Annotated in this window: 12 protein-coding genes; 8 read left to right on the plus strand and 4 right to left on the minus strand. The window is 70.8% G+C overall.

Annotated features, from left to right (window positions below; all coding sequences use genetic code 11):
• From AB0F88_RS17610 to AB0F88_RS17625, 4 genes are all read right to left on the minus strand, one after another.
• Positions 1-1374, minus strand: coding sequence for a cellulase family glycosylhydrolase (locus AB0F88_RS17610; protein WP_362684310.1), 1374 nt, complete (start codon positions 1372-1374; stop codon positions 1-3).
• Positions 1375-1410: 36 nt separating this feature from the next.
• On the minus strand, positions 1411-2235 hold the full coding sequence (locus tag AB0F88_RS17615; protein WP_362684313.1) for a carbohydrate ABC transporter permease: 825 nt from the start codon (positions 2233-2235) through the stop codon (positions 1411-1413).
• Positions 2232-3095 carry a sugar ABC transporter permease gene (locus AB0F88_RS17620; protein ID WP_362684316.1) on the minus strand — a complete coding sequence of 288 codons (864 nt, stop codon included), beginning with the start codon at positions 3093-3095 and terminating at the stop codon, positions 2232-2234. Before AB0F88_RS17620 ends, AB0F88_RS17615 begins: the two co-directional genes overlap by 4 nt.
• Before the next feature lie 135 nt (positions 3096-3230).
• Positions 3231-4529 carry an extracellular solute-binding protein gene (locus AB0F88_RS17625; RefSeq protein WP_362684319.1) on the minus strand — a complete coding sequence of 433 codons (1299 nt, stop codon included), beginning with the start codon at positions 4527-4529 and terminating at the stop codon, positions 3231-3233.
• A gap of 174 nt (positions 4530-4703) precedes the next feature.
• On the opposite strand from AB0F88_RS17625, the gene AB0F88_RS17630 reads away from it, so the two are divergent.
• From AB0F88_RS17630 to AB0F88_RS17665, 8 genes are all read left to right on the plus strand, one after another.
• A complete protein-coding gene (locus AB0F88_RS17630) occupies positions 4704-5714 on the plus strand; it encodes a LacI family DNA-binding transcriptional regulator (RefSeq protein WP_362684322.1) in 1011 nt (336 codons plus the stop codon).
• Positions 5715-5923: 209 nt separating this feature from the next.
• Positions 5924-7195 carry a glycoside hydrolase gene (locus AB0F88_RS17635; RefSeq protein ID WP_362684325.1) on the plus strand — a complete coding sequence of 424 codons (1272 nt, stop codon included), beginning with the start codon at positions 5924-5926 and terminating at the stop codon, positions 7193-7195.
• Positions 7196-7391: 196 nt separating this feature from the next.
• On the plus strand, positions 7392-8423 hold the full coding sequence (locus AB0F88_RS17640; protein WP_362684328.1) for a Gfo/Idh/MocA family oxidoreductase: 1032 nt from the start codon (positions 7392-7394) through the stop codon (positions 8421-8423).
• A complete protein-coding gene (locus tag AB0F88_RS17645) occupies positions 8414-9253 on the plus strand; it encodes a PmoA family protein (protein ID WP_362684331.1) in 840 nt (279 codons plus the stop codon). The genes AB0F88_RS17640 and AB0F88_RS17645 overlap by 10 nt, the downstream gene beginning before the upstream one ends.
• Positions 9254-9331: 78 nt before the next feature.
• Positions 9332-10009: a cupin domain-containing protein gene (locus AB0F88_RS17650; RefSeq protein WP_362684334.1), complete on the plus strand. Its 678-nt coding sequence runs from the start codon at positions 9332-9334 to the stop codon at positions 10007-10009.
• Positions 10010-10071: 62 nt separating this feature from the next.
• Entirely contained in the window at positions 10072-11757 is a 1686-nt protein-coding gene (gene polX, locus AB0F88_RS17655; RefSeq protein ID WP_362684337.1) for a DNA polymerase/3'-5' exonuclease PolX, read from the plus strand.
• 351 nt (positions 11758-12108) lie between these two features.
• On the plus strand, positions 12109-13617 hold the full coding sequence (locus AB0F88_RS17660) for a wax ester/triacylglycerol synthase family O-acyltransferase (RefSeq protein WP_362684340.1): 1509 nt from the start codon (positions 12109-12111) through the stop codon (positions 13615-13617).
• Between the two features lie 80 nt (positions 13618-13697).
• Positions 13698-14621, plus strand: a complete 924-nt coding sequence (locus AB0F88_RS17665) for an aldo/keto reductase (protein ID WP_362684343.1) — start codon at positions 13698-13700, stop codon at positions 14619-14621.
• Positions 14622-14770 lie beyond the last annotated feature (149 nt).

Below are 14770 nucleotides of genomic sequence, written 5' to 3' on the forward strand. Positions count from 1 at the left end.
TCAGGCGCCGCGCAGGTTCTCGGCGAGCAGGTCGAGCAGCGGCTGCCGCCGGACGCAGCGGGCGAGGGCGAAGGAGTCGGCCAGGGCGGTCAGTTCCTCGTCGGAGCAGCCGCGCAGCAGCTCGGCGTACTCGGGAAGCAGCGCCTGCGCGATGAGGATGTGCCGGATCAGGTCGTCGGTCTGGTAGCGGGCGCCCCACGGGTAGGGGTTCCAGGACGGGAACTCGGTCTCCATCAGCCGGTGCAGCGGGGCCAGCTCGCTCGCCGACTCCTCCATCGTCGAGCCCCACCGGTCGGCGCCCAGCCGCCCCTTCTTGGCGATGAAGTCGCCGAACCGGCTCATGTACGGCTCGCCCGCGCTGACCAGGCCCTGCAGCCCGACGTCCTTGTAGGTCCACAGCGACCAGCCGGCCCCGTAGGAGTCGAAGATCTCCAGCTGGTCGCGGAGGATCTGGTAGCGCTGCCGGTCGATCTCCGGGTCGCCGGTGTAGACGGGTCCGAACTCACCGACCCAGATGGGGGTGCCGGTCTCGCGCTGGAAGACGGTCCGCCGCTCGAAGGAGAGCTCCAGCTGGGCCCGGTCCACCCACTCGCCGCGGGTGTGGCCGGGGTAGGGGCCGCCGTGCGCGAATCCGGCCAGGGCGTAGTCGTGGCAGACGAAGACCGTGTTCTCGTACACCTCGCGGAAGATCGAGAAGTCGGTGGAGTAGGTGTTGCCGTCCAGGAACAGCACGTGCTTCGGGTCGACGGCGCGCACGGCCTTGACCAGGCGGTCGTAGAAGGGGCCGACGACCCGCCCGCTCCGGTCGCCCGGTTCGTTGATCGGGTTGTATCCGGCCACCCAGGGGTTGTCCCGGTAGCGGTCGGCCACGACCTCCCACAGGTGGACGGCGCGGTCCTGGAAGTGCCGGTGCTCCCAGAAAGCGGCGACGTGGGTGGGGTTGTCGGAGTGCCAGTGCTGGTTCTGCGCGCCGGGCAGGGCGTGCAGGTCGATGACGCTGTAAATGCCGTGCTCGGCGAGCAGGCCGATCACCCGGTCCAGGTGGCGGAAGCCGTGCTCGACGATCTCGAAGGGGCGGTCGTCGGACTCCAGGTGGCGGTAGTTGATCGGGATGCGGACGCAGTTGGCGCCGAGCCCGGCGAGCAGCGCGGCGTCGTCCGCGCCGAAGAACGAGGTGAGCAGCCGGTCGAAGAACAGCTCGGCCCGGTCCTCCCCCAGGACCTCCCGGACGGCCTCGCGCATCGCTGACTCGTTGGCCGGGTAGCCGGTGATGAAGTTCTCCATGTTCAGCCAGCCCCCGAGGCCCACTCCACGCAGCCGTACCGGGGTGCCGGCCGAATCGACGAGACGCGATCCGGCGACACTCAGGGTCATGGTGTCTCACTCTCTACTCAGGCGATGGGATTCGGGTCAGCCCTTGGTGGCACCGGCGGTGAGGCCGCTGATCAACTGACGCTCGGCGACGGCGTAGAAGGCCAGAGCGGGCACCATCGCGACGATGACGTAGGCCAGGACCCTGGCGATGTCCGTCATGTACTCCCCCTGGAACTGCTGGACGCCGAGCGGCAGGGTCCACAGGCCGGGGTCGTTGAAGACCACCAGCGGGAGGAAGAAGTTGTTCCAGCTCGCCACGAGCGCCAGCACCGAGACGGTGGCCAGGGCGGGCTTGGCGATCGGCAGCAGCACCCGCCAGAAGAAGCCGAAGGGGGTGCAGCCGTCGATGATGGCGGCCTCCTCGATCTCCCTGGGGATGGACCGGAAGAACGTCCGCAGGATGATCACGGTCAGCGGAAGGCCGAACGCGGCCTGCGGCAGGATCACCCCGAGCGGGTTGTCCAGCAGGCCGAACGTGCGCAGCAGCACGAACAGCGGCAGGATCGCCACCGCGAACGGGAACATCAGCCCGATGGCGAACAGCGTGAACAGGAACTCCCGGCCCCGGAAGGCGAACCGGGCGAAGGCGAAGGCGGCCATCGCCGACAGCCCCACGACCAGCACGGTGGTCGCGACCGCGATGAACAGGCTGTTGAGGAGCTGGCGCCAGAACGCGCCGGAGACGATCACGTCGGTGTAGTTGTCGGTGACCCACGGGGAGGGCAGGCCCAGCGGGTTGGTCGACAGCTGGGCGGAGGTCTTGAAGCCGCCGAGCAGGCCGTACAGGAAGGGGATGACGATGAAGACGGCCGCCACCCAGATGACCGCGTGGATCGGGTACGTGCGGAGCCGGGCGATCATCGGCGGTCCCCCATGGTGGTGCTGGCCCCCTCCAGGTCCCGGCGCAGGACGAACCGCTGGTAACCGAGGGCGAAGACGAGACTGATCAGGAACATGACGACGCTGATCGCGCTGGAGTAGCCGATCTGGGACCGCTTGAAGCCGTACTCGAACATGCTGACGGCCATGGTCTCCGAGGCGTGCGACGGGCCGCCGCCGGTGAGGATCCAGACCAGGTCGAAGAGCTGGATCGTGCCGATGACCGACAGGAACGCGCTGACCCGGATGGTGGGGCCGAGCAGTGGCAGGGTGACGTGGCGGAACACGTCCCAGCCGCCGGCGCCGTCGATCCTGGCCGCCTCGCTCAGCTCCTTGGGGATGCCCTGCAGGCCGGCCAGATAGATGATCATGTGGAACCCGAAGTACTTCCAGGTGATCACCAGGAACAGCGAGAACATCACGGTGTCCGGTTCGGACAGCCAGGTCCAGGGCTCCAGCCCCCAGGAGACCAGCAGCTGGTTGGCCATGCCCGTCTCGGGCGACAGGATCATCGAGAACAGCACCCCGATGATCGCCTCGGAGAGCATGTACGGCGCGAAGAACAGCAGGCGGTAGAAGGCCCGCCCGCGGATCCGCTGGTTCAGCATCACCGCCAGGCCCAGCGAGAGCGGCAGCTGCACCAGCAGGCCCAGCACGATCAGGATGGCGCCGTTGCGCAGGTCGCCGGCGAAGATGTCGCTGGCGAACAGCCGGGTGAAGTTGTCCAGGCCGATGAAGTTGCTCGGCGGGCCGATGCCGTTCCACTTGAACAGGCTGGTGTAGCCGGCCACCAGGATCGGCAGCAGCACCAGGAGGGCGAACAGGATCAGCGCGGGGAGCACGAACAGGATCGCGGTGACCCAGCCGCGACCTCGGCGAGAGCCGCCCCGCCCCCGCCTCGCGGCGGGTCGCTCGGGGTGAGGGGCCGGACGTGCGTCCGGCCCTGTCGTCGTCGTCACCGTTTTCATACCGGGCGGCTACTCCGACTCCGACTTGGCCGTCTCGGTGATGGCCTGGACGACCTCCTCCGGCGTCTTGGTGCCCCCGATCAGCTCGGCCACGACGTCGTTGACCTCCTGGCCGACGGCCGGCGGGTACTCCTGGTCGAGGTAGAGCTGGAAGCCGCTCGCCGCCGCGAGGGTCTCGGAGACCGTCTTGATGTGGGGGTCGGTGACGGCCGCCTCCTCACCCGTCTTGAGCACGGGCAGGACTCCTCCGGCCTTCACGGCCTTGCTGTGGTTCTCCGGCTTGAGCGCGAACTTCAGGAAGTCCAGCGCCGCGGGCGGGGCGTTGACGCTCACGGCGAGGCCGCCCCCGCCGCCGAACGCGTCGCCCGCGGCGCCCTTGCCACCCTCCACCGCGGGGAAGGGGAAGAAGCCGAGGTCGTCGCCGAGGCCCTTGCCGGAGTCCTTCTGCACCGACGGGGCCCACTGGCCCATCAGCTCCATGGCGGCCTTGCCGTTCGACACGTTCGCGGACTGGCCGTCGGGGGTGGAGTAGTCGGCGCCCAGGAAGCCCTTCTGGAACGGCTGGAGGTCGACGAGCTCCTTGAGTTTCTGCCCGGCGGCGACGAAGTCGGGCCCGGTGAAGTCGTTGGTGGTGCCGGCCTGCTTGAGCGCGTCCAGCCCGGCCACCCGCATGGCCAGGTAGGCCCAGTAGTAGTGGCCCGGCCACTTGGCCTTGCCCGCCAGGGCGATCGGGGTGGTCCCGCTCGCCTTCAGCTTCTTGACCGCGTCCAGGTACTCGGTCCAGGTGGCGGGCGGGGTGGTGATGCCGGCCTTCTTGAACAGCGCCTTGTTGTACCAGAAGCCGACCATGCCGATGTCGATGGGCAGCCCGTAGGTCTTGCCGTCGAACTGGTAGGCGGCCAGGGCCGCCGGGGTGAGGGTGCCGATGACGTCGCCCGCGTCGGACGACAGGTCCTTCACCAGGCCCGCCTCGATGTGCTGCTTCAGGACGCCGCCGCCCCAGGTGGAGTACAGGTCGGGCGCCTTGCCCGACTGGGTGAGCGTGGCGAGCTTCGGCTTGTAGGAGTCGTTCTCGATGGAGATGTTCTTGATCGTCACATTCGGGTGGGCCGCCTGGTATTCCTTGACGGCATTGGCCCAGAACGTTTTCATGGGGTCCGCCGTCGCCAGGTTCCAGAACTCGAAGGTGACCTTCTCCGAGCCGGTGCTCGCGCCTGCCTGGGCCCCCTCGCCGTCTCCGCTCGTACTGCAGGCTCCGAGAAGCAGAGCGGATGTCGCCAGAGCAACCACGCCTCGCCGACTCAGCATGGGTATCCCCTTTCGGGAGTTACTTGAAATTTTCATATATTCCCCGAATATTTCGTGATCCGGAGAATAGGTAAACCCCCGGTTACACGTCAATAGCCCCGTGGTAGTGATCCCGGATCGCGAGAACCACCACCCCCGGAAAGCCTCCGAAAGGTTTCAGTTAGTATTCGCCGCATGCCAACCAAGCCGCGCGTGACGATCGCCCTGATCGCCGAGGAGGCCGGGGTCTCCGCGCCCACGGTCTCGAAAGTCATCAACGGTCGGCCCGAGGTCGCGTCCGAGACCAGGCAGCGGATCGAGCACCTGCTGCACAAGCACGGCTACCGGCGCAGGACCGGCCAGGGCGACGCCCCCGTCGGCCTGGTCGACCTGGTCTTCACCGAGATCGAGAGCCCGTGGGCGATGGAGCTGGTGCGCGGCGTGGAGACCGCGGCCCGCGAGGTCGACGCCGGGGTGGTCGTCTCGGTCCTGCACAGCCACGCGGGGCCCGGCAGGGACTGGGTGGAACGCATCGCCGCCCGGCGCACCGACGGGGCCATCCTGGTCGGCTCCCGGATCAGCGCCGACCAGCACGGGCAGCTGGCCGCCAGGTCCATCCCGTTCGTGGTGGTGGACCCCGAAGGCGAGCCGCCGCCCGGGGTCGCCTCGGTCGGCGCCACCAACTGGAACGGCGGCCTGGCCGCCACCCGGCACCTGCTGGAGCTGGGCCACCGCAGGATCGGGATGATCGGCGGCCCCGCGGACATGCTGTGCAGCCGGGCCCGCGTCGACGGCTACCGGGCGGCGCTGGAGACCGCGGGGATCGCGGTGGACGCGGCGCTCATCAGGTACGGCGACTTCCTGGTCGGCTCGGGCCGCGACCACGGCCACGACCTGCTGTCCCTGGACGGGCCGCCCACCGCGATCTTCGCCGGCAGCGACATGCAGGCGTTCGGCGTCTTCGAGGCGGCCAGGCAGCGCGGCCTGCGGGTCCCGGACGACCTGTCCGTGGTGGGCTTCGACGACCTGCCGCTGGCACGTTCCGCGTGGCCTCCGCTCACCACCGTGCGCCAGCCGCTCCAGGAGATGGCGGCGCTGGCCACCCGGATGGTGCTCGGCCTCGACCGCGGCGGGCACGAGCCCCGGCGGGTGGAACTCGCCACCGACCTCCTCGTCCGCGAGAGCACCGGCCGACCGGCCGGCTGACCGGCGCCGTCCGCGCCGTCAGGGGTTGTTGACGACCGCCTTCGAAACATTTACGGTACTTGTCACGAAATGTCTCGGTAATCTTGTGAAACTTTCGGAAAGCGGGTTTCCGCATGTCTCGACGTCACAGGGCACTGCTGACACCGGTCCTCATCCTTCCCCTCCTCGGGTTCAGTCATGCCCCGCCGGAAAGCGCTTCCCCTATTCGGGTGGACCACCAGGGCGTTCTCCAGCGGATCGACGGTTTCGGTTTCTCGCAGGCGTTCCGGCGCAACGAGCTGGTCCGCGCGCTGCCCGCCGCCAAGCAGCGGGAGATCCTCGATCTGTGGCTGAGCCCGGAGAAGGGCGCCGGGCTCAGCATCCTGCGCCTGGGCATCGGCTCCTCCCCCGCCGGCAGCCCGTACGACCTGATGACCTCCATCCAGCCCGAGGACCCCGGCGGCCCGACCGCGCCGCCGAAGTACGTCTGGGACGGCGACGACGGCGGCCAGGTCTGGCTGGCCAAGGAGGCCAGGCGCTACGGCGTGACCCGCTTCTACGCCGACGCCTGGAGCGCCCCCGGCTACATGAAGGACAACGGCTCCGACAGCAACGGCGGGACGCTGCTCCCCGCGTGGCGGCAGGCGTACGCGAACTACCTGGTCCAGTACGCGAAGTTCTACGCCGGCGAGGGCATCAGGATCACCGACATCGGGTTCACCAACGAACCCGACCTCACCGTCTCGTACGCCTCGATGCGGTTCACCCCCGCCGAGGCCGCCGAGTTCGTCAAGGTGCTCGGCCCCACCGCGGCCCGCACCGGGCTCAAGGTGGTCTGCTGCGACGCCGCCGGCTGGTCCCAGCAGCGCGAGTACACCGCCGCCATCGAGGCCGACCCCGTCGCGCGGCGGTGGGTCGCCACGCACGCCGGGCACCCCTACGTCAGCCCGGTGGACGGCCCGCTGCCCACCGACCGGCCCGTGTGGATGTCGGAGTGGTCGCCCAACGGGACCACCTGGAACGAGGAGTGGGACGACGGCAGCGGCTACGACGGCTTCGCGGTCGCCCAGCAGATCCACGACTCGCTCACCCTGGGCAGGGCGAACGGCTACGTCTTCTGGTTCGGCGCCTCGCGCGGCACCACCCGGGGGCTCATCCAGATCGACGAGGCCACCGCGACCTACCGCGTCTCCAAGCGCCTGTGGGCGCTGGCCGCCTACAGCCGCTTCGTCCGCCCCGGCGCGGTCCGGCTCTCCGTCGCCTCGGCCGACCCGGCGCTGAAGGTCACCGCCTTCCGCAACGCGGGGGGCTCGGAGGTCGTCGAGATCCTCAACACCTCCACCGCCCCCGTCACCACCAAGATCACCACCCGGCCGGGCCGGGCCACCGCCTACCTGACCGACCGCGACCACTCGCTCGCCGCCACCCCGCTCCCGGGGCTGAGGTCCGGCAGGAGCCTCACCTTCGCCCCGCGTTCCCTGACCACGGTGGTCGTACGGTGACGTACCCGCCCGCGGGCGGTCTCCGGGTCTCCGGTCGCGCATCGTGCTCCCCGCGACCGGAGGCCGGGAGCTCGTCCGTGCCACCCGGACCACCCGGACCGCCCGGATCCAGGCCGCCCGGATCCAGGCCGCCCGCATCCGGACCGCCCACCCCCGGACTCCTTGACTCCGGGCCCTCTGAAACGGAAGGACCGAGATGATCCGGGTGGCGATCGTGGGCACCGGCGGCATCGCGGGGATCTGCCACCTGCCCGCGCTGCGCGCCCAGGCGCACCGGGCTCAGGTGGTGGCCGCCGCGGACGTGGACGAGGCACGGGTCAGGGCGTTCTGCGCCGAGCACTCGATCCCGGGGACGTACACCTCCCTGGAGGCGATGCTCGACGCGGAGCGGCCCGACCTCGTCCACCTGTGCACCCCGCCGCACCTGCACGCCGCCCAGGCGGTGACCTGCCTGAAGGCGGGCGCCTGGGTGTGGACCGAGAAACCCGTCTGCCTGTCGCTGGCCGAGTACGACCTGATCACGGCGGCCGAGGGACCCGGTTACGCCTCGGTCGTCTCCCAGCACCGGTTCGGCTCCGGCGCGCGGCACCTGCGCGCCCTCGCCCCCGAGCTGGGCCGCCCGCTCGTCGCGCTCTGCGCGACCACCTGGTACCGCGACCACGCCTACTTCGACGTGCCCTGGCGCGGCCGGTGGGAGACCGAGGGCGGCGGCCCCACGATGGGGCACGGCATCCACCAGATGGACCTGATGCTGTCGATCCTCGGCGACTGGGCGGAGATCCGCGCGATGACCGGCACGCTGGACCGCCGGATCGAGACCGAGGACGTCTCGATGGCCGCCGTCCGCTTCGACTCCGGCGCGATGGCCTCGGTGGTCAACAGCGTGCTGTCGCGGCGCGAGGAGAGCTACCTGCGCTTCGACTACACCGAGGCGACCGTGGAGCTGCGCCACCTGTACGGCTACCGCAACGCCGACTGGACCTCCACCTCGGCGCGCTGGAACCCTCCCGCGGACCTGCCGAGCTCGCACGAGGCGCAGCTGGCGGAGCTGCTGGACGCCTACGAGCGCGGCGAGCGACCGCCCATGAGCGGCCCCGAGGGGCGCCAGGCGCTCGAACTGATCACCGGCCTGTACGCGTCGGCGTTCACCGGCCGGCCCGTGCTCCGCTCCGACCTCACCCCCGACCATCCCTTCTACCACCGGCTGGACGGAACCGCATGGAGCTGACCTTCACCGAGCGCGGCGTCGAGATCCTGCGCTACGTCTACCGCCCGGAGACCCCGGTCTTCGAGTCGCCCAAGCCGTACTTCCACCCGATCAGGACCCTGGCCGGGGACGTGGTCAGCACCTTCCGCCCGCACGACCACCGCTGGCACAAGGGCCTGCAGATGACCGTCTCCGACCTGTCGGGGCAGAACTTCTGGGGCGGCGGCAGCTACGTCCGCGAGGCCGCCGGCTACGTGGACCTGCCGAACAACGGGACCATGCGGCACGAGGAGTTCCTCTCCCCCGGCGTGGAGCGCCTGACCTGGCACACCCAGGGCGGCGAGCACTGGGTGGACGAGCTGAGGACCTTCGAGGTGCGGGACGTGCTGGAGGACTCCTGGGCGCTGGAGCTGTCCACCGCGATCACCAACGTGCGCGGGGAGGAACTGGTCTTCGGCAGCCCCACCACCAACGGCCGCCCGATGGCCGGGTACTGCGGCCTGTTCTGGCGCGGGCCCCGCTCCTTCGAGCACGGGCAGGTGATCGCCGAGAGCGGCGAGGGGCCGGAGATGATGGGCGAGGAGTCGGCGTGGCTGGCCTACACCGGCCACCACGACGAGGTGGACCGCTCCTCCACCCTGCTGTTCCAAAGTGCCCTGCCCACCGTCTGGTTCGTCCGCACGACGCCGTTCGCGGCCGTCAACCCGTCCATCGCGTTCCACCGCGAGATGGTCCTGCCGCCCGGCGCGACGCTGCGCCTGAGCTACCGGATGGTCGTGGCCACCGGCGCGTGGGACCGGCCCCGGCTGGAGGCCTACGTCAAGGAGCACCCGTACCCGGAACCGGCGTGACCGGCCCGGCGCCGCGTCCGGCGGAGATGTCCGGCGGAGATGTCCGGCAGAGATGTCCGGCAGGAGTGAGGAGCACCCGTGTTCGGCACAGGCGTGAGCGATCTGACCGTCTACGACTGGCCCACCGAGGACGGCCTGCGCGGAGGTTCGCCCCACCTGCACACGCTGTGCGCCGAGGCGTACGCCGTGGTGGCCGGTTCCGGCAGCGTGCAGACCCTGACCTGGAACGGGTACGAGGAGACGGCGCTGGCTCCCGGCTCCGTCGTCCGGTTCACCCCCGGCACGGTCCACCGCCTGGTCAACGGCGGCGGCCTGCGCATCGTGGTCCTCATGCAGAACAGCGGCCTGCCCGAGGCCGGTGACGCCGTCCTGACCTTCCCCTCCGACGTCCTCGCCGACCCCGCCCGGTACGCCGCCGCCGCGCGCTCGGATCCGCGCGAGCGCCGCGACCTGGCCGTCGAGGGGTTCCTGCGGCTGCGCGCCGAGGGCCGCCCGGGCTTCGCCGCCTTCCTGGAGGCCGCCGCCGCGATCGTCGCCCCCCGCCTGGACGCCTTCGAGTCCCGCTGGCGCGAGGGCCCGCTGCGCGCCGCCGAGACGACGGGCGCCCAGCTGGCCGCGCTGCGCGGCGGCGACCTCGCCCACCTGCGCGAGGCCGCGGTCACCCGGGTGCCCGCCGTGCCCCGCGACGGCATGTGCGGCCACCTGATGACCTACCCGGCGGACTTTCAGGACCTCCCCGACCGGGGCGGGGCCTGAGGGAGCCGGGGGCGTGACGGCCGGAGCCGGGAAACGTCGGTGCGATCTTCTAGGCTGGGGACATGGCACGAGCTAACGACGACGTCGCCGCCGCCCTGGAGGAGTACGCCGAGCTGTTCGCGATGAGCGGCGGCGACGCTTTCCGGGTCCGCAGCTACCAGAAGGCCGCCAGGGCGATCGCGGGATTCCCCGACGACATCACGACCGTGCCCGTGCGGAGCGTGTCCGGGGTGGGCGAGGCGATCGCCGGGAAGGTCGAGGAATACCTGGAGCGGGGCAGCTTCCGGCAGCTCGACGACCTGCGGGAGAAGGTTCCCCAGGGGGTGCGCCGGCTGACCCGGGTGACCTCGCTCGGGCCGAAGAAGGCCGTCTTCCTCTTCCAGGAGCTGGGCATCGACTCCCCCGAGGCCCTGGTGAAGGCGATCGAGGAGGGGCGCCTCGACGGCGTCAAGGGCTTCGGCGCCAAGACCGTGGAGAACCTTCTCAAAGGTGTCGAGCACCTGGCCGAGCACAGTGCCAGGATGCACACCGGGACGGCGATGGACCTCGCGGAGCGGGTCGTCGCCTCGCTGCCGGGCGCCGAGCGGATCGCCTACGCCGGGTCGCTGCGCCGGATGAAGGACACCGTCGGCGACATCGACGTCCTCGTGGTCGGCCCCGAGTCGCTGATGGACGACTTCAAGGCGCAGCCCTACGTCGCGGAGGTCGTCGCCTCGGGGGAGAAGAAGACCTCGATCCGCACCGCCCAGGGCGTCCAGGTCGACCTGCGCCTGGTCCCCGCCGAGTCGTGGGGCGCCGCGATGATGTACTTCACCGGTTCCAAGGAGCACACCGTGCACCTGCGGGAGATCATCGTGAAGAAGGGCTGGAAGCTGTCGGAGTACGGCCTGTTCGACGGCGACCGGGTGATCGCGGCCGCGACCGAGGAGGAGGTCTTCGGGGCGCTCGGCATGGAGTGGATCCCGCCGGCCCTGCGCGAGGACGGCGGCGAGATCGCCGCCGCGCTCAAGCACGAGCTGCCCAGGCTGGTCACCGTCGAGGATCTCAAGGGCGACCTGCACACCCACACCGACCTCACCGACGGCATCGCCTCCCTGGAGGACATGGTCGCCGCCGCCGCGGCCCGTGGTTACTCCTACTACGCGGTGACCGACCACGCGCCCGACCTGGCGATGCACCGGATGAAGCTCGAAAAGGCCCTGGAGCAGCGCGAGCGCCTTCGCGAGCTGCAGAAGAAGTACCCCGGCATGCGGCTGCTGCACGGCAGCGAGCTGAACATCGCCCCCGACGGCTCGGTCGACTGGCCGGCCGAGGTGCTGGAGGGCTTCGATGTGTGCGTGGCCAGCGTCCACTCGCACTTCAACCAGTCGCGCGCGGAGATGACCCGGCGGTTCGTCGCCGCGTGCGAGAACCCCCACGTGCACGTCATCGGCCACCCGACCACCCGCAGGATCGGCGTCCGCCCGCCGGTGGACGCCGACTGGGACGAGGTGTTCCGCGCCGCGGCCCGCACCGGCACCGCGATGGAGATCGACTCCTTCCCCGACCGTTCCGACCTCCCCGCCGACCTGGTGCGGCTCGCGCACCACCACGGCGTGAAGTTCTCCGTCGACAGCGACGCCCACGCGGTCCCGCACCTGGACAACCAGCGGTTCGGCATCGGCGTCGCCCAGCGCGGGTGGCTCACCACCGAAGACGTGATCAACACCTGGCCGCTGAAGCGGCTGCTGGCCTTCCTCGGCCGCTGAGACGAAGGCCCCGGGCGACGGACCCAGGCGGGGGCGTGTCCCTCTGGCCTTTTACCTAGTTATCTGGTAGGAAATATATGTAATACGCGCGGCGCCGGACGCCCACGGACGGGTATCGCCTCCGGAAAAGATCGCCGGGATCACCCTGCCCGGAAGGCATGTCTACCGTGTGAAATGGGAAGGTTACGGAAAGTGATTGCGGCGGGCCTCCGCACCTCGCCCGAGAAGACACCCGAAAGACGCCGGAGGTCCCACGGAGGAAACGAGAGGGAAACGCGCCGACGTGATGATGGCAACACGTGTTCTCCGATTTCTCGCATTTCTCGCATTTCCCGCCAGGAGGCCCGACCGATGCGCCAGCTGACCGCGCTCGACGCGCAGTTCCTTCACGCCGAGTCGGCGACCACGGCGGCACATGTCGCGGGGCTGGCAATCCTCGACCCCGCCTGCTCCAGCCTCGGGGCCGTCACCCGCGAGTGCCTGGTCGGGCTGCTGCGCGATCGGCTGCACCTGGCCCCGGCGCTGAGGCTGCGCCTGGCCACCGTGCCGTTCGGCCTCGACCGGCCGTACTGGACCGAAGACGCCGATCTCGACGTCTCCGGCCACGTCCACGAGGTGACCCTCGCCGGCCCCGGCGACGACGCCCAGCTCGCCGAGAAGGTGGCCAGGATCCACGAGCGGCATCTCGACCGGGACCGCCCGCTGTGGGAGATGCACCTCATCCACGGCCTGACCGGAGGTCGCGTCGCCCTGTACGCCAAGGTCCACCACTGCGCCATCGACGGGGTGTCGGGAGCGGAGCTGCTCGCGGCGCTGCTGGACCTGACACCCGAACCCCGTGCCGTCGAGCGGCCCGCGCCCGAACCCCGGACCACCGCCCCCGGCCTGGCCGGCATGCTCGCCGGCGCCGTGGCCAGGACGGTGCTGCAGCCCGCCAGGACGCTGTACTCGCTGGGCCGCATGGCGGCCGAGCTCGACACGATGCCGCTGACCTCGGCGCTGCCCGGCGCCCGGCAGGTGGCCGCCGCCACCCGGCTGATCGCGGGAAGGGAGACCGAACCGCCCGAGGCGCCCATGCTGACCGCGCCACGCACCCCGTTCAACGGCCCGATCGGCGCCGAGCGGCGCTTCTCCTACGGGTCGATCCCGCTCGCGGACGTCAAGCGGGTGGCCAGGAGCGCGGGGGCCAGTGTCAACGACGTGGTCATGACGCTGTGCGCCTCGGCGCTGCGCGCGTGGCTGCGCGAGCACGACGCGCTGCCCGACCGGCCGCTGATCGCCGCGGTCCCGGTCGCGGTCCGCACCGCGAGCGCGCGGGAGGTGGTCGGCAACCAGATCTCCGTCATGGTCACCCCGATCCCGACCGACCTGGCCTGTCCCCGCGAGCGCCTGCGCGTCATGGCGGGCACGATGCTCAGCGCCAAGCGGCGCTTCGCCGGCGCCCCCACGGCCTGGTTGGGCGAGCTGTCGTCGATGCTGCCCTCGGCCGTCACCGCGCTGGCGACCTCCGCGGTGTTCCGGCTGGCCTCGATCGTGCTGCCGCCGATCAACCTGATCGTCTCGAACGTGCCGGGGCCGCAGCTCCCGCTGTACCTGTGCGGGGCCAGGGTGCTCGCCTACCACCCCATGTCGGTGCTGACCGACGTGAGCGGCGGGGTCAACATCACCTGCTTCTCCTACGACGGCTCGCTCGACTTCGGCATCCTGTCCTGCCCGGACCGGGTGGCCGACGTGTGGCGGCTCATGGGCCACCTGCGGGAGGCCATGGACGAGCTGATGGAGCAGGTCGAGCCGCCTCCGGCCGAGCGGATCGCCCCGGTGGAGCGGCCCGCCCCGGCCAGGGAGATGGCGTCCGTCTGAGGGCGGGGCGGGGGCGCCTCCCGGAGAATCACCGCCGATGTCCCGCAACCGCGCGATTGGTCAAGAAATAGAGTTGACCCATGAGCTTTTCTGAGCTGAACCTGTTCCCTCTCTGCCTCGGTGGCAACGTATTCGGCTGGACCGCCGACCGGGACGACTCGTTCGCCGTCCTGGACGCCTACGCGGAGGCGGGCGGAAACCTCGTCGACACCGCCGACTCCTACTCCGCGCGGGTCCCCGGGCACGCCGGCGGGGAGTCGGAGACCGTGATCGGCGAGTGGATGGCCTCCCGCCGCAACCGCGACCGGATCGTGGTGGCGACCAAGGTCGGCATGCTGGGCAGCCGCGCCGGACTGTCGGCGGCCAACATCCGCGCGGCGGCCGAGGACTCGCTCCGGCGGCTCCGTACGGACTACATCGACCTGTACTGGGCCCACATCGACGACGCGGCCACCCCCCTGGAGGAGACCCTCGGCGCGTTCGACGACCTGGTCACCGAGGGCAAGGTACGCAACATCGGCGCCTCGAACTACAGCGCCGAGCGGCTCGCCGAGGCGCTGTCGATCTCCGAGGAGGCCGGCCTGGCGCGGTACGGGGTGCTGCAGCAGCACTACAACCTGCTCGAGCGCGACTACGAGGGGGCGCTGCGCGACGTGGTGACGGAGGCGGGGCTGACCAGCACCCCCTACTTCGGCCTGGCCCGCGGCTTCCTGACCGGCAAGTACCGGCCGGGGGTCACCGTGGACAGCCCGCGCGCGGACAAGGCGGCGCAGTACCTGGAGACGGAGCGCGGCCCGCGGGTGCTCGACGCCCTGGACAAGGTGGCCGCCTCCCACGGCGCCGCACCGGCCACCGTCGCGCTCGCCTGGCTGGCCGCCCAGCCCACGGTGGCCGCGCCGATCGCCAGCGCCCGCAACGTCGAGCAGCTCCGGCCGCTGCTCGCGGTCGCCGACATGACGCTGTCGGCGGACGAGCTGGCCCTGCTGGACGAGGCCTCCCGCTAGGGACGGCCGGCGCCCGCCGGGCGCGCATGACGACGGGGCCCGGCCGCCGCCCCGCCCGGCCCCCGGGCCCCCCACATACCCCCACCCGTGGCACGGGGGGGCACAGTAAGGGGGTTTGTGGGGGGGGGTCATAGAGGGACCCGATCCGG

The organism is Streptosporangium sp. NPDC023963 (assembly GCF_040639135.1).
In the GTDB taxonomy this organism is placed as follows: domain Bacteria; phylum Actinomycetota; class Actinomycetes; order Streptosporangiales; family Streptosporangiaceae; genus Streptosporangium.

What these genes read in the sequence shown, in the direction of transcription:
- AB0F88_RS17610 (WP_362684310.1), bottom strand. Translation starts at nt 1,374, where the DNA reads ATGACCCTGAGTGTCGCCGGATCGCGTCTCGTCGATTCGGCCGGCACC.
- AB0F88_RS17615 (WP_362684313.1), bottom strand. Translation starts at nt 2,235, where the DNA reads ATGATCGCCCGGCTCCGCACGTACCCGATCCACGCGGTCATCTGGGTG.
- AB0F88_RS17625 (WP_362684319.1), bottom strand. Translation starts at nt 4,529, where the DNA reads ATGCTGAGTCGGCGAGGCGTGGTTGCTCTGGCGACATCCGCTCTGCTT.
- AB0F88_RS17630 (WP_362684322.1), top strand. Translation starts at nt 4,704, where the DNA reads ATGCCAACCAAGCCGCGCGTGACGATCGCCCTGATCGCCGAGGAGGCC.
- AB0F88_RS17640 (WP_362684328.1), top strand. Translation starts at nt 7,392, where the DNA reads ATGATCCGGGTGGCGATCGTGGGCACCGGCGGCATCGCGGGGATCTGC.
- AB0F88_RS17645 (WP_362684331.1), top strand. Translation starts at nt 8,414, where the DNA reads ATGGAGCTGACCTTCACCGAGCGCGGCGTCGAGATCCTGCGCTACGTC.
- polX (WP_362684337.1), top strand. Translation starts at nt 10,072, where the DNA reads ATGGCACGAGCTAACGACGACGTCGCCGCCGCCCTGGAGGAGTACGCC.
- AB0F88_RS17660 (WP_362684340.1), top strand. Translation starts at nt 12,109, where the DNA reads ATGCGCCAGCTGACCGCGCTCGACGCGCAGTTCCTTCACGCCGAGTCG.
- AB0F88_RS17665 (WP_362684343.1), top strand. Translation starts at nt 13,698, where the DNA reads ATGAGCTTTTCTGAGCTGAACCTGTTCCCTCTCTGCCTCGGTGGCAAC.